General features: G+C 72.0%; 10 protein-coding genes. 2 read left to right on the plus strand and 8 right to left on the minus strand.

Annotated features, from left to right (window positions below; translation table 11 throughout):
- Positions 1-2: 2 nt before the first annotated feature.
- The 3 genes from CKW28_RS01195 to pgfA form a co-directional block, all read right to left on the minus strand.
- Positions 3-956, minus strand: a complete 954-nt coding sequence (locus tag CKW28_RS01195) for a phytoene/squalene synthase family protein (protein WP_003924455.1) — start codon at positions 954-956, stop codon at positions 3-5.
- 109 nt (positions 957-1,065) lie between these two features.
- Positions 1,066-2,829 carry an MmpA family trehalose lipid delivery protein gene (locus CKW28_RS01200; protein WP_197700606.1) on the minus strand — a complete coding sequence of 588 codons (1,764 nt, stop codon included), beginning with the start codon at positions 2,827-2,829 and terminating at the stop codon, positions 1,066-1,068.
- A 38-nt stretch (positions 2,830-2,867) separates the two neighbouring features.
- A complete protein-coding gene (pgfA, locus tag CKW28_RS01205) occupies positions 2,868-4,064 on the minus strand; it encodes a cell envelope lipid trafficking protein PgfA (protein WP_040546234.1) in 1,197 nt (398 codons plus the stop codon).
- A 206-nt stretch (positions 4,065-4,270) separates the two neighbouring features.
- Between pgfA and CKW28_RS01210 the strand changes: the two genes are divergently transcribed.
- Positions 4,271-5,509: an acyltransferase family protein gene (locus CKW28_RS01210; RefSeq protein WP_110844389.1), complete on the plus strand. Its 1,239-nt coding sequence runs from the start codon at positions 4,271-4,273 to the stop codon at positions 5,507-5,509.
- Here CKW28_RS01210 and CKW28_RS01215 read toward each other — a convergent pair.
- Positions 5,478-6,986, minus strand: coding sequence for an AMP-binding protein (locus CKW28_RS01215; protein WP_003924451.1), 1,509 nt, complete (start codon positions 6,984-6,986; stop codon positions 5,478-5,480). The genes CKW28_RS01210 and CKW28_RS01215 overlap by 32 nt on opposite strands.
- Before the next feature lie 25 nt (positions 6,987-7,011).
- Entirely contained in the window at positions 7,012-7,995 is a 984-nt protein-coding gene (locus tag CKW28_RS01220; protein WP_003924450.1) for a phosphotriesterase family protein, read from the minus strand.
- 134 nt (positions 7,996-8,129) lie between these two features.
- Between CKW28_RS01220 and CKW28_RS01225 the strand changes: the two genes are divergently transcribed.
- Positions 8,130-9,752 (plus strand): MFS transporter, encoded by a 1,623-nt coding sequence (locus CKW28_RS01225; protein WP_040546233.1) that lies wholly within the window; start codon positions 8,130-8,132, stop codon positions 9,750-9,752.
- Here the strand turns inward: CKW28_RS01225 and CKW28_RS01230 are convergent.
- The 3 genes from CKW28_RS01230 to CKW28_RS01240 are packed head-to-tail and all read right to left on the minus strand — an operon-like array spanning position 9,733 to position 14,664.
- On the minus strand, positions 9,733-13,947 hold the full coding sequence (locus CKW28_RS01230) for a DUF3367 domain-containing protein (protein ID WP_197700623.1): 4,215 nt from the start codon (positions 13,945-13,947) through the stop codon (positions 9,733-9,735). The two genes, CKW28_RS01225 and CKW28_RS01230, sit on opposite strands and share 20 nt — an antisense overlap.
- 49 nt (positions 13,948-13,996) lie before the next feature.
- Positions 13,997-14,170 (minus strand): DUF2613 domain-containing protein, encoded by a 174-nt coding sequence (locus CKW28_RS01235; RefSeq protein ID WP_003924447.1) that lies wholly within the window; start codon positions 14,168-14,170, stop codon positions 13,997-13,999.
- 23 nt (positions 14,171-14,193) lie between these two features.
- Complete coding sequence (locus CKW28_RS01240; protein ID WP_003924446.1) at positions 14,194-14,664, minus strand: universal stress protein; 471 nt, start codon at positions 14,662-14,664, stop codon at positions 14,194-14,196.
- Positions 14,665-14,687: the final 23 nt, after the last annotated feature.

The following is a 14,687-nucleotide window of genomic DNA, read 5'->3' on the forward strand; positions in this document are numbered from 1 at the left end:
GCCTACCGTCCTCCGGCCGGTTCGGCGCCACGGCTGCGCCAGGCCCGGATCAGGCCACCGCAGGCCACCCGCAGCCGGCGGGCGGTGCCGACGCTGGCACGCTGACTGAAGATGGCGTAGTCGATGCTCTCGATGCGGTCCAGGATCTCCGAGTACAGGGTCAGCGCCGCACTGATGCACGGCCGGGAACCCGGTGCCAGCATGGCGATCCCGGTGCGGGCGTAGTCGTACACCCGGCGGGTGACGGCGTGCTGCTCCGCCAGCGCCCGGCGCACCCGCGGATCGGTGCGGTGGCGGGTGTGGCACCACATCAACACGTCGCGGTCGACGTCGTGGGCGGCCAGCTCGTCGGCCGGCAGATACACCCGGCCCCGTTGCAGATCCTCGTCGACGTCGCGCAGAAAGTTGGTCAGCTGAAACGCTTTTCCCAGCGCGGCGGCGTAGGGGGCGGCTTCCTCGCGGGGCACCACCGTGCCGAGCACCGGCAGCATCTGCAGGCCGATCACCTCCGCCGAACCGTGCATGTAGTGCTCCAGCGCGGGCCGGTCGGGATAGTCGGTGACGGTGAGATCCATCCGCATCGACGCCAGGAAGTCGTCGAACAGATTCCAGGAGATGTCGTAGCGGCGGGCGGTGTGCACCACCGCGGCCAGCGCCGGATCGGCTCCGCAGCCCGTGCCCTGCACCAGGGCGTCGAACAGTCGGGTCGCCAACCGTTGCAGCTGTTCGGCCCGTTCGACGGCGCCGCGGTCCGGGTTGAAGTCGTCGAGGATGTCGTCGGCCTGCCGGGCGAAGCCGTACAGCGCGTGCACCGCCGGGCGTTGATGCGGGGCCAGCAGCCGGGTGGCGAGGAAGAAGGTGCGGCCGTGCGCGGCGTTGAGCATCCGGCAGCGGCGGTACGCCTCGCGCAATGCCGGGTCGCTCACCCCGGCGGCGTCGAGTTCGGAACCGATCACCTGCGTCCCCTTTGCGCCGCCACCACCGTGCCCGGACCGCATGGTCGGGATATGTGTTCCATACCCGCGCTGAGGGAATTCAATCCCCCCGCCCGCGTAGGCGCGGATATCAGTCCCGCCGCGCGGCCACCCGGCGGGACCACACCGACCGCGCCATCGCCGCGAACCCGCCGAGCAGCACACCGACCCACACCAGGTGGGCGGCGATCATCACCGGCCGGTACGGGGAACCGGGCCGGTCACCGCTGACCCGGTACACCGCCAGATCGGCGTCCCGGTAGGCCACCGGCAGGTCCAGATCGGGGGAATCCCCGGGATTCTCGACGACGACCCAGCCCACCCCGGCGGCGGTGAGCGCGGCGGCGTCGGCGCCGGAGAGCAGCAGGTCCTGCACCTTCCGGGCGTGGCGGCCCTCACCGGGCACGGTGCGCTCCCCGACCCGGAGGTCGCCGGTGGCCAGCACCTCGGCGCGCACCCACCGGGGCAGCGGGTCCAGTACCGGGGCGGGCCCCGCATCGGCTCCCAGGCCGGGGCGGGTCCAGGCGAAGGTGCGCATGACGTCCGGCGGCAGCACCGCCACCGGCCGGGGATCGGCGTTGATCATCGCCGCGGCGGCCGGCCAGGCGGGCGGATACCGCACCGAACCGAGTTGGCCGCCCACCCCCCAGGCCAGATCGGGCAGCACCGCCACCAGCGCCGCGCAGCACACCGCCGCGGCCGCCGGGGCCGGCAGCCACCGCCGCACCGTGACCACCGCCGCGGCCCCGGCCACCGCGTAGCCGGGGACGGCCAACGCCACCCACTTCTGCCCGTCGCGGATGACTCCGAGTCCCGGCAGCGCCCGCACCATCGCCTCGACGACCGCCAATCCGGGACCGGTCGCCAACACCGCCGGCACCAGCACCGCCGCCGCGGCCAGCACCAGCAGCGGCACGGCGACCCGCCGGCGCGCCAGCACCGGCACCCCCGCCGCCACCACCGCCAGCAGCACCACGGTCGCGACCACCGCGAACAGCGACGCCCGGGACGCGGGCACGGCGTCGGCGTTCCAGATCCCACCCAGCCCGGCCAGCGCACCCAGGGTGCCCAATCCCGGCTCGGCGCGAGCCGCGAACGCGGCGACACCGGTGGCCTCAGACGACGACAGCGACCCGGCCAGCGCCGGCGCCACCAGCCACGGCAGCGCCACCGGCACCGCCGTGCCCAGTGTGACCGTCGCGCACCACCGGCGCGGCAGGCCGTCGCCCGGCACCGCCACACACACCAGCGCGACCGTCGCCGCCAGCATCAGACCGGTTGGGGTCAGTCCGGCGACCGCGACGGCGAGCACCAGCGGCGCCCATCCGCGCGCGTCGGATCCGGTGCGTAGGCGCACTGGTGTTGAATCGGTGCGCAGGCGCACTGGTGTTGAATCGGTGCGCAGGCGCACTGGTGTTGAATCGGTGCGCAGGCGCACCATGGCCGCCGCGACCCAGGGCAGCGCCCCGTAACCGACCAGCAGGCTCCAGTGGCCCTGCAGCAGCCGTTCGGCGACATAGGGATTCCAGATCGCCAGCGTCGCGGCGACCAGTTGTCCGGACCGGCCGGCCTCGGGAACCAGCACCGCCGCCAACCGGGCCGCACCCCACCCGGCCGCCCACAGGCCCGCGATCAGCAGCGCCTTGACCAGCACACCGCCGTCGATCACCGCGGACAGCACCGCCACCGCGAAATCCTGCGGCAGCGCGCGCGGCGCCGCCTCCGACAGGCCCAGTGCCGCATCGGTCAGATGGGAGCGCGGGGTGGACACCGCATCGCGCAGCAGCAGATAGCCCGGTGCCAGCAGCGGCGCCGTCACCGACAGCGCCAACAGCAGCGAGTACGCCGGCGGCACCAGCGCACCCGCCGCGACGGCGCCGCGACCGCGGACGATCAGATCGGGCGGTCCGGCGGTAGATCCGACGGCCGCTGCGCCGGCAGCTTCTCGGTCTGGGCCTCCGCACCGGGCACCGGCCGGCCCTCCGGACCGAAGAATCCGTGTTCGGCGTCATCCAGACCCGGATCGATCAGCGCCGACTCGGCGCGCAGGCTGAACGACCCCAACAACGCCCCGCCGACCAGGCTGACCAAGCCCAGCGCGGTGAACGTGATCGGCAGCACCCGGCCCCACAGGCCCAGCCGGTCGCGTTCGTCGCGGGCCGCGGCGACCTGCTCCTCGACGGTCTCCTCGGTCGAGGTGACGGTGTAGTCGACGAAGGTCACCTCGGGTTCGAGCGCATCCCGCGCGTAGTAGTGGTGGGCGCGCTCCTCGGACTTGACGATCGTGCCCGTCACCGGATCCACCCAGAACGTGCGCTGGGCGGCGTAGTAGCGGGTCATGGTGATCGGCTCGTCGGATTCACCCTCCACCCCCCACTGCGCGGCGCGGGCGGTGACCTGGGCGTCCTCGTCGTTGTCGTACAGCGAGGAGTACCGCACCGGGTCCACCAGCTCGCCCTCGGCGTCGAAGCCGACGTTCTGGGTGAACCGGTAGGTGGTCAGGCCGTTGACGTCCTCCTCACCGGAGTAGTTGGCGTCGAACGCCTGCTGCGCGATCGGGTCGAACACCGGATAGGTCTTCTTCTCGGTGTCGAACGGGAACCGGTAGGTCAACCCCTCGTGCGGCAGCGCGATGTTGGTCGGCGGCTGGGTGGCCTCGATCGCCCGCGGCTTCTGCACCGCACCGCCCGGATTGGTGTCGCTGGACACCGCCTCGGCGGTCTCCCGGTTCACCGTGACGGTGTCGACCATCGCCAACAGCAGACCGGTGTCCTGCTGTTTGTCGGTGCGCCGCAACGTGCTGCCCACCTGCAAGGTCACCACATCGGCGTTGGCCGGCGCCTCCACCGAGACCTGCTCCTGCAGCACCACCGGCACATCCGGGTCGATGACGAACCGCTCACCGGCCAGCGACTCCGGGTCGAACGCGACCGCGGTGCCGTCGCTGACCAGCGTGGTGTCCAGGTCCAGCGGAATCTTGGCGATCTTGCTCTTGGTGTAGGTGGATAACAACAGTGCGGCGATCAGCAGGGCCGCGCCCAGCCCCATGAGTCCGCATGCCGCAATCCGCAGCGCCACTGCGCGGTTCAAACCGCTCCTCCTTCGGTTCTGCGACCATGCCGCCGCTACCTGCCCCGACGTCGGTGAGGCAAACCTGTTCGACCCTAACAGCCGAAACTCTGCTCACTCTCGTCTACAGGGACCTGTTCGCGACCCGTCCCACTTTCCGGTACCGGTGCGCATGTCGCGGTGGACCCATTTTCCCCGATCGCCGGATGCCCGGCACACTGGTCGCCATGGCGGTGACGGCTGAACAGGTGGCGGGAAACCCGGGGGACTCCTCCGGGGCCAGCCCGCGCGACCTCTCGCACGAGGTCAGCGGCACCCGCAGCTTTCTGCCCGCGGTCGAGGGGCTGCGCGCCTGCGCGGCGCTGGGCGTCATCGTGACCCACGTGGCCTTCCAGACCGGCCACACCAGCGGCGCGGTGGGCCGGCTGCTCGGCCGCTTCGACCTGGCCGTCGCGGTGTTCTTCGCGCTGTCCGGGTTCCTGCTGTGGCGCGGGCACGCCGCGGCGGTCCGCGGGCTGCGGCCCACCCCGGCGACCGGCCGCTACCTGCGCTCCCGGGTGGTGCGGATCATGCCCGGCTATCTGGTCGCGGTGGTGGTCATCCTGCTGTTGCTGCCCGGCGCCACCGCCGACCTCACCGTCTGGCTGGCCAACCTGACCCTCACCCAGATCTACGTGCCGCTGACGCTGACGTCCGGGCTGACCCAGATGTGGAGCCTGTCGGTGGAGATGACGTTCTATCTGGTGCTGCCGCTGTTGGCGCTGCTGGCCCGGCAGGTGCCGGTGCGGGCCCGCATCCCGGTGCTGCTGGCCACCGCGGTGCTGAGCCTATTCTGGGTGCGGATCCCGTTCGGCCCGGATTCCGGGCTCAACCCGTGGAACTGGCCGCCGGCGTTCTTCTCCTGGTTCGCCGCCGGCATGATCCTGGCCGAACTCACCGTGACCCGGGTCGGCTGGTTCCACCGGCTGGCCCGCCGCCGGGTGCTGATGGGGATGTTCGCGCTCGCGGCGTTCCTGGTGGCGGCGTCACCGCTGGTCGGGTTGGAGGGGCTGGCGCCGGGCTCGATCGTGCAGGTCACCCTGAAGACCGTGATGGGGGCGCTGCTGGCGGCGGCCCTGCTGGCGCCGCTGGTGCTGGACCGGCCGGACACCCCGCACCGGTTCCTGGCCAGCGCGCCGATGGTGACGCTGGGCCGCTGGTCGTACGGGATCTTCGTGTGGCATCTGGCCGCGCTGGCGATGGTGTTCCCGATGATCGGGGAGTTCCCGTTCAACGGCAACATGCCGGTGGTGCTGGTGCTGACGGTGCTGTTCACCATCGCGATCGCCGCGGTGAGCTACGGGCTGGTGGAGCAGCCGTGCCGGGCCGCCTACCGGCGCTGGGAGATGCGCCGGGCCCGCCCGGACGCGCCGGCGCCGCCGCTGGACTCGGCGGTCACGAGCGTCGCGACGCCGATCTCGCGATGACCTCGTCGCGCACCGCCGACCGCCGCGCCTTGCCGGCGTCGTCGCGCACCGGGGTGGCGCTGAACTCCACGTGGCGCGGCACCTTGTAACCGGCGATCCGTTCCCGCAGAAACCCGATCACCGCGGCCTCGTCGAGATCCGACCCGTCGGCGGTGTGCACGATCGCATACGGCACCTGGCCGAGGTCATCGTCGGGAATGCCGACGACCAACGCGGACAACACCTCCGGATGTTCGGCCAGCGCCGACTCGACCTCGGCGGGGTAGACGTTGCGGCCGCCGACGGTGAACATGTCCACCCTGCGGTCACTGAGGTACAGAAACCCGTCCTCGTCGAAATAGCCCAGATCACCCAGCGAATCCCAGCCGTCGCGACTCTTGGCCGTCGCGCCGACGTAGCGGTAGGTCGGTCCGCTGCCCGGCGACGGCCGCATGTAGATCTCCCCGACCACCACGGGCGGGCACTCGTTGCCGTCGTCGTCGAGCACCTTCATCTCACCGGACACCACCACCCCGACCGACCCGCGGTGGCTCAGCCACTGCTCGCCGGAGATGAACGTCAACGCCTGCAGTTCGGTGCCGCCGTAGAGTTCCCACAGCACCTGCGGCCCGAGGATCTCGATCCAGGCCTCCTTGACCGCCGGCGGGCACGGCGCGCCGACATGCCAGAACCGCCGCAGCGAGGACAGATCGTATCGGCCCGGATCCGCCGCGGCGGCCGCCCGGTACACCGGCAGCAGGCGCTGCATGATGGTCGGCACCGTGGTCAGCCAGGTGACCCGGAAATCGGTGACCAGGCGCAGGAATTCGGCCGCGTCGAACCGCGGCATCAACACCAGGTGGTGCCCCTGCACCAGCCCGATGACCGCGGTGGTGAAGCCGGTGTTGTGGCTCAGCGGCACCGAGATCAGGTTCACGTCACCGGGTTCGGCGCCCAGTGGGGTGCCGATGACCGGTGGCACCCGGGCGTCGCCGCCGGATTCGATGAGTTTGGGGCGGCCGGTGGAACCGCCGGAGGCCATCGACTTCAGCACCGGTGACACCGCCTCCGGCAGCGGGCCGTCCGACAGCGCCGGATCGGGTGTGAAACCCGCGGGCACATGAGGAATCGAGCCGTCCGGGGCGGGGCGGCCGACCAGCAGCGCGCGGCGGCGCAGCGCCAGCAACTCGGCGAACTCCGGATCGGGCAGCCGCGGTGACAACGGCTGCGGGATGGCGCCCAGCTTCCACACCGCCAACGTCGCCTGCAGCCACTCGATCGAGTTGAACAGGCTGATCGTCACGTAATCGCCTTGGCCGACACCGAGTTCGGCGAAGGCGCGGGCCAGCCGGTTGGTCGAGGCGTCGAGTTCCCGGCGGGTCAGGGTGACCCCGGCGCAGCTGACCGCGGGGGCGGTCGGGTCGGTCTGGGCGAGCGCAGCGAAGCGGGTTCCGATCGGGGGCACCGGGGTCCCCGGTACGTCGGTGGTGTCTGCCATCTCCTCCGACCCTAGCCCGGCCCGATCAGTAGCCGCCCTGGGTTTCGAAGATCCGGCGCGGGTTGTCGACCAGCATCGTGGTGAGCTGCTCGTCGGTGACGCCGCGCTGTTTGAGCGCGGGGATCACGTCGTCGTGGATGTGCAGGTAGTGCCAGTTCGGCAGGCCCGCCGCGACGAGCTGTTCGGGCAGCCAGTCGAAGTAGCAGTGCGCGTCGTGTGACAGCACCATCCGGTCGGCGTACCCGAGCTCGCACATCTTCGCCACCGTGTTGACCCGGTCCTCGAACGACAGGAAGGTGTCCACCCCGAACCGGTCCATGCCGATGTAGGACCCGTTGGCGATCAGCTGCTCGAGGTAGCCGATGTCGGTGGTGTCCCCACAGTGGCCGATCACCACCCGCGACAGGTCCACCCCCTCCTCGGCGAACACGCGCTGCTGGTCCAGGCCGCGCCGGCTCGCCGCATGGGTGTGGGTGGAGATCGGTACCCCGGTGCGCCGGTGCGCCTGCGCCACCGCCCGCAGCACCCGGTCCACTCCCGCGGTGACGCCGGGCTTGTCGGTCGCGCACTTGAGGACGGCCGCCTTGACGCCGGTGTCGGCGATCCCGTGCTCGATGTCCCGGACGAACATGTCGGTCATGCTCTCCGGGCCGTCGAGTTCGGTGCCCGGACCCTGCAGCGAGAAACAGAACGGCACGTCGTTGTAGGTGTACAGGCCGGTGGCCACCACGATGTTGAGGTCGGTCTGCTCGGCGATCCGGACGATCCGCGGCAGATCGCGGCCCAACCCGATGACGGTCAGATCGACGATGGTGTCCACACCGCGTGACTTCAGTTCGTCGAGCCGGGCCACCGCGTCGGCCTCCCGCCGCGCCCCGTCGCCCCACCGCTCCGGGTAGTTCACCGCGATCTCGGTGGTCAGCACGAACACGTGCTCGTGCATCAGCGTGACGCCCAGATCGGCGGTGTCGATGCTGCCGCCCGCGGTGTTGACCGTGCGCCGGCCCATGTCTGGCTCCCGTCGGTGATCGACTCCCCGATGCTTCCCGGATGCTACGTTCCGGCCGGCCCGGTGTGCGGGAGATTCGTGTTCCCTGCGGGTGGGACCGGGCATGTCGGCCACCGCCGACCTAAGCTGACCCGGTGGCTGGCGGAAACCGGAGACAGCGTGCCCCGTCGCCGTGGGCGCCGTTCGCCTCACCGATCTTCCGCGCGTTGTGGATCGCCCAGTTCGTGTCCAACCTCGGCACCTGGATGCAGACCGTGGGCGCACAGTGGATGCTGGTCAGCACCCCGGCCGCGGAAGTGCTGGTGCCACTGGTGCAGACCGCCACCACGCTGCCGATCATGTTGCTGTCGCTGCCCTCCGGGGTGGTCGCCGACCTGGTCGACCGGCGCCGGCTGCTGCTCGCCACCCAGTCGATGATGGCGGCCGCGGTCGCCATCCTGGCCGCGTTGACCGCCGCCCAGTTGACCACCCCGACAGTGCTGCTCATCCTGCTGTTCCTGATCGGCTGCGGGCAGGCGTTCACCGCACCGGCCTGGCAGGCGATCCAACCGGAACTGGTTCCGCGCGAACAGATCCCGGCCGCCGCGGCGTTGACCAGCATGAGCCTCAACGCCGCCCGGGCGGTCGGACCCGCGGTGGCCGGGGTGCTGGTGGCGATCTCCGGCCCCACCCTGGTCTTCACCCTCAACGCGGTGTCGTTCGCCGGCATCGTGGTGGTGCTGCTGCTGTGGAAACGCTCATCCGCCGAGCAGACGCTGGCCGCCGAACGCCCGCTGGCCGCCCTGCAGGCCGGCCACCGCTATGTGCGCAGCTCGCCGGTGGTGCGCCGGATCCTGTTCCGGGCCGCGCTGTTCATCCTGCCCGCCAGCGCCCTGTGGGGCCTGCTGCCGGTGGTCGCCAGCAGCGGGTTGGGGCTGTCCTCCTCCGGATACGGGCTGATGCTGGGCGCGCTCGGGGCCGGTGCGGTGCTGGGGGCGTTGACGTTGTCGGCGTGGCAGTCCGCGTTCCGGCAGAACACCCTGCTGGCCCTCGCGGCGGTCGGGTTCGCGGCCGCCACCGCCGTCGCCGTGTTGGTGCCTGATGTGGTGGTGGTGCTGATCGGGCTGACCGTCGGCGGCATGTCCTGGCTGCTGGCGCTGGCCACCCTCAACGCCTCCATGCAACTGAGCCTGCCGGCCTGGGTGCGGGCCCGCGGGCTGTCGGTCTACCTGTTGATCTTCATGGGCGGGCAGGCGCTGGGGTCGACGATGTGGGGGCTGGTCGCCGGCAGCACCAGCACCGTCGTCGCGATGCTGATCAGCGCCGGCCTGCTGGTGGTCTCGGGGCTGTCCGCCTGGTGGTGGCCGCTGCACCCGCAGACCGGACAACTGGATGTCAGCCCGTCGGCGCACTGGCCGGAACCGGCGCTGGTGTTCGAACCCGAACCGCGGGACGGGCCGGTGCTGGTGCTGAGCACCTACCGGGTCGCCCCCGAGGACGAACCGGCGTTCCTCGTCGCGATGCAGCGGCAGGCCCGGTCCCGGCAGCGCACCGGGGCGGCGCTGTGGCGGCTGTACCGTCACCTCGAGCGGGAGCACACCTTCGTCGAGGCGTTCCTGGTGCGGTCGTGGGACGAACACCTGCGCCAGCACCACGTCCGGCTGACCCTCGTCGACCAGCGGGTCGAGGAGGAGGTGCGGCGGTATGCCGAGGGGCCGCCGCTGGTCGAGCATCTGATCGCGGTCAACTTCGACGAAATCACCCGCCGGGGCGTCTAGTCCCGAGGGCGACGGCGGAGGCGAGCACGGCCGCGACCGAGATCAGCGCCAGCAGTTGCACCCAGCCGGAGTGGCCGACGTATCCGTCCACCGAACGCCACGGATTGCGGCTGAGCACCGCACCGGCCAGGATCAGCCCGCCGGCGCCGGCCCACACCGCGACCCGGTCGGACCACTTCGGCCGATTCCGCAACAGATACCGCACCCCGAGCGCCGCGCCGGTCACCGCGACCCCCGCGACACCGGAGAGCAGGCCGCCGACGGTGAGCACCGCCGCTCCCGTCACCCACGGCCCGGGCCGCCACGGCCGGGGCGGGTCGAGCGCGGGTGCGGCGCGCCGCGCCGGCAGCAGCGCCAGCGCGAACAGCACCGGAAGCAGCGCCAGACCACCGAACAGGCCGATCCGGTAGGCGGTGTTGGTGGTGAACGTCAGGGTGACGGGGCCGGCCGTCCCGGCCGGCAGCACCCACCCCTGCTGCCATCCGTTGACCGGGATCGGGGTCAGCGCCGCACCGTCGGCGGTGCGGGCGATCCAGCCCGGGTTGATGCTCTCCGGCACCACCAGCACGCGCTCGGCGTCCGCGGCCGGCACCTCCACCTCCCGGTGGTCGGCACGCCACGCCCCGGTGGCCACGGGAACCGTTGTGGCCGAACCGATCCGCTCGGCTTCGGGGGTGTTCAGCACGACCCCGTCCACCACGAACGCGGCGCCCGGGCTGATCAGCAGTTCCTGCTCCCCGGCGGGCAGGGTGATCGGCCGGTCCTGACAGGGCCGGGCGGCCACCGGCTCGCCGTCGAGCAGGGCGCCGACGGTGGTGCGGACCGTGGTCTGCACGAACTGTCCGGCCACCGCGATCACCGGCCCGTCCCCGCACGGCAGGGTGATCGGCCGGGCCCGGTTGACGTCCGGGTCGGCGGCGGCGATCGGGGCGCCGTCGGGGTCCAGGACGGTCACCTCGGCCAGGCCGGGCGGCTTGTTCTGATCGAAACCCAGTGCGGTGCGGTCGATCACATCGTTCCAGTCCAGGACGGACAGGGTGATCGTGTCGGTGACCTGCGGCGTCAACTGCAGCGTCTGACTGTCGGCGTCCGGGCTGATGCGGTGCGCCTGCGGGCCGCGGCCCAGGTCGACGGCCACCATCGTGGGCCGGGCCGGCAGATCCGCGGCCGGCGGGTGGATCCGCAGCGCCGCCACTTCCCGCGGCGCCGGCAGCCGCACCGTGAGGGTGGGTGCGCTGCGGTGCTGCACCAGCCGCTGCGGTGCGGTCCACGACGTGGCCGGGTCACCGTCGGTGGCGGCGTAGGCCGATCCGAGCACATCGATCACGTCGGCGTCGCCGAACGCCCGCGCGGTTCCGGGCTGGTGCACCAGATCGGCCAGCGGCGGTCCCTGCCGGGCCCGCACCCACACCGTCGGGGTGACCGCGGTCGGCTCCGTAACCGACAGGGTGCGGCTGAGGTTCACCGGTTCCTCGGGGGACAACGCCATGGTCGCGGCGCACCGGACCGCGTCCGGACCCTCCGCGCAACCCGGCCGGCCCAACAGCTCCTGTCCAAGATCCCATTGCGCCACAGTCGAATCCGCGGGCGGTGCGGGAACGGCGACGGTGTGCCGCAGCGGCACCGGATGGGCGAACCCGTTGGCGTCGTACTGGGTGACGCTGAGCTCGGTGATGCCGAACTGCACCCCCGAGGAACCGTCATCGGTGCCCACCGCGGTGATCCGCACCCACGGTGTCTCGCCGTACGGCAGCGCCACGGTGATCGGCCGCCCCGGCTCGTCATACCGCACCGTGCTGGTGCCGTTGACGGTGGAGATCTCCAGGCGGCGCACCTGGGCGCCCACCGCGGTGGCGCTCGGGGTGATGGTGAGCGTCGCGTTGGTGACCGGATGGTCGAAGTCGACCTGCAGCCACTGCCCGACGGCGGTCTGCAGCGCGTTGGACACCCAGCTGGTGGCGGTGTCGTTGTCGATCGCGGCGGTCGCCGCGGTGGCCGGGGCGACGTTGGGCAGCGCGGTGGAGTCGGCCGACGAGCTCGACACCGTGAGCCGGCCGCCGTTCCACCGGCCGTGGACCAGATCCGCGCCGCGCACCGGATAGTCCGGCACCCGGTTGTGGGTGTGCCTCTCGTCACCGGGGGCCCGGACCGCCGAGGAGTGGTCGTCGACCCGGCCGTAGTCGGTTTCCCGGGCCACCGGGGTGTCGGTGACGGTGACCAGCGGGGCCGCCAGCCCGGCCTGCCGCGCGTCGGGGGTCAGCAGCGCCGGGCCCAGGGGCGGCCGGCCCTGCAGCCGGCGCCGCTCATCGAGCCGCAGCAGCGCCTCGGGCCCGCCGCTGACCCGGGCCATCGCCGCGGCGTCCACCACATACGGTTCGGCGGGCCGCTGCGCCCCGTCTACCCGGTAGATCTCCACCGCCGGATACGGCGGGCGCAGATCGCTGTCGGTGACGAACCCCTCGAGTTCACCCGGCCCGACCGGGTCACCGAACTCGGCCACCTTGGTCAGCCCGCCGGAACCATCGATGGCCCGGTGCACCAGGATCGGGCGGGCCGAACGGGAGGTGTCCGGATCCAGGTCGTTGCGCACCACGACATGCGAGATTCCTTGCCGGGCAAGGGTGTCGGCCAGCCCGGCGGACGGCCGGCCGGCCGCCAGCAGCCGCTGTACCGAATCCATCGCCCGGATCGCCTCCGGCGGGGTCAGCGGGATCGAGTCGCGCACCCCCCAGGCCCGTGCGCCCAGCACCTGCAGCGGTTCGTCGTGGGTGCTGCCCCAGACCTGGGTGGCGAACGGCGCACCCGGCACCACCAGCACCCGGCCGCCGTCGTCGTGCGCGTCGAGCCAGGCGGCGGCGTCATGCCAGTACTGCGGGATCGCGGTGAACGCCCCGGGCGCGGCCAGCCGGCCCGACCAGGCCAGCGAGGTGGCCGCGGTCAGCGCGGCGAGCACCACGATGCCCACCGTGACCGGTTTGTGGCGTTCCGGATGTGCCAGCGCCTCCCGCCACACCGGGGTGGGCACACTGCCCGGCAACGGCAGACGGCCCAGCAGATGGGCCAGGCCGAGCACGATCGGCAACCGGATGACCGGGTCGAGTTTGGCGATGTTGCGCAGCGGGGTGCCGTCGGCGTCCAGGAAGGCCCGCACCGGCTCGGCCAGCGGCGAGCCCAGACCACCTGCGTAGCCGACGCCGAGCAGCACGACACCGACGGCCAGAACGGTGATCAACCGACCCCGCGCCGGCATGGTCCGCATCGCCAGCCCGGCCAGGCCCGCCGCGGCCACCAGGCTGGTGGCCAGCACCGCCATCGACCCGGTGACCAGCGACGATCCGGCGGTCGCGGTCGGGGCCACGAACGGGGTCCAGCTGCCGGTGCCGCGCAGCATCTCGGTCAGCGACATCCACTGCGTGGTCACCCCGGAGGATTCGATGAAATCCAGGAACGGTGGGCTGACCCGGCCGAGCAGCACCAGCGCGGTGGCCCACCACAGCGTCGCCGGCAGCAGGCACAGCGCCCACCAGCCGGTGAACCGCCACCACAACCGGTTCGACCGGTGACACGCCCACCACAGCACCGCGACCAGACAGCCGGCCAGCGTCGCGACCGCGTTGACCGCCCCCATCAGCGCCACCGCCACCGCCGAGTGGGCGGCGGCCGGCCGCACCGGTTTCCGGCCGGACGCGGTTCCCGTGCCTGCGGGCCCGCCGGAGAACACCAGGATGATCGGCAGCAGCACCCACGGCGCCAGCATCATCGGCAGCGTCTCCGAGGAGATCGCGCCGAGCGTGGTCAGCGCCCGCGGCGACAGCGCATAGGCGGTCGCGGCGATGATCCGTGACGGGGTGGTGCCGATGCCGAGTGCCTCGGCGACCCGCAGCACCCCCCAGAACCCCACGACCAGCAGCAGCGCCCACCACAGCCGCTGGATCACCCAGCCGGGCAGGCCCAGCAGATCACCGGCCAAGAAGAACGTGCCATGCGGGAACAGATAGCCGTACGCCTGGTTCTGCACCTGGCCGAACGGCATGTCACTGCTCCACAGATTCGTGGCGCGGTGCAGAAAGCCGAGCGGGTTGGCGGTGAGATCGAGCTTGGTGTCCGGGGAGATCTGACCGGGTGACTGCGCAAAGGTCAGCAGGAGCGCCGCGGCAGCGACCACCCACAGCCAGCGCCGCGACAGCGGCTGCACGTCGTTGGCGGCGGCGGGGGGCCCGGTTCGGGTCGGGGCCACCCCCGGACTAACTTCGGTCGCCGTATTCAACCCGGTTGAGCACCGAGGACGCCGGGTCACCGGCCTGCAGCGGCGGCCTGGTGTCCTGCTGCACCATCAGCGTCACCCCGAAGATGGCGGCAGCGCCCAGCAGCAGTCCGACCACGATGCTGGCTGCGGCAGGGACGATGAACCGATCCATGCCCGCCAAATTAGCATGGCGAGCTACCGGGGCCCGGGCGGCACGATCAGCACCGGGCGGCGGCCTCGCCGCAACACATTGTCGGCGACGCTGGACTGCAGCAGCGAACGCAGCCCGGTAGTGCCGCGGGTGCCGGTGACGATGAGGTCGGCGTCGAGCTCGTCGGCCGTCTCGATGATGGTGTTCCACACCGTGCCGGACTCCGGCATACACAGCGGTTCGGCGGCCAGGCCGGCGGTCCGGGCCAGTTCCACACCCTCGTTGTTGACCCGGCGCGCGCTGGCCAGCTTGATGTCCTCGTCGGGTTCCGGGGGATCCGGCGGCCCGTCCAGATCGACCTGGACCGGTTCCGGCCCGCGTTCCAGCGGGGTCCACACCGTCAACACCACCGCGCGCCGACCGGCGAAGAAGTGCCCGGCGTACTGCACGGCGCGCCGCGCGTTCCGGCTGCCGTCATAGGCGATGACCATGACGGACGACGCGCTGCTTGCCATGGCACCTCCCGGATGGATTTGTC

Source organism: Mycolicibacterium thermoresistibile, from assembly GCF_900187065.1.
GTDB classification, from domain to species: Bacteria; Actinomycetota; Actinomycetes; order Mycobacteriales; family Mycobacteriaceae; genus Mycobacterium; species Mycobacterium thermoresistibile.

Bases quoted from the DNA above. Each gene is read 5' to 3' on its own strand.
- CKW28_RS01210 (WP_110844389.1), top strand. From the start codon at position 4,271: ATGGCGGTGACGGCTGAACAGGTGGCGGGAAACCCGGGGGACTCCTCC.
- CKW28_RS01215 (WP_003924451.1), bottom strand. From the start codon at position 6,986: ATGGCAGACACCACCGACGTACCGGGGACCCCGGTGCCCCCGATCGGA.
- CKW28_RS01220 (WP_003924450.1), bottom strand. From the start codon at position 7,995: ATGGGCCGGCGCACGGTCAACACCGCGGGCGGCAGCATCGACACCGCC.
- CKW28_RS01235 (WP_003924447.1), bottom strand. From the start codon at position 14,170: ATGGATCGGTTCATCGTCCCTGCCGCAGCCAGCATCGTGGTCGGACTG.
- CKW28_RS01240 (WP_003924446.1), bottom strand. From the start codon at position 14,664: ATGGCAAGCAGCGCGTCGTCCGTCATGGTCATCGCCTATGACGGCAGC.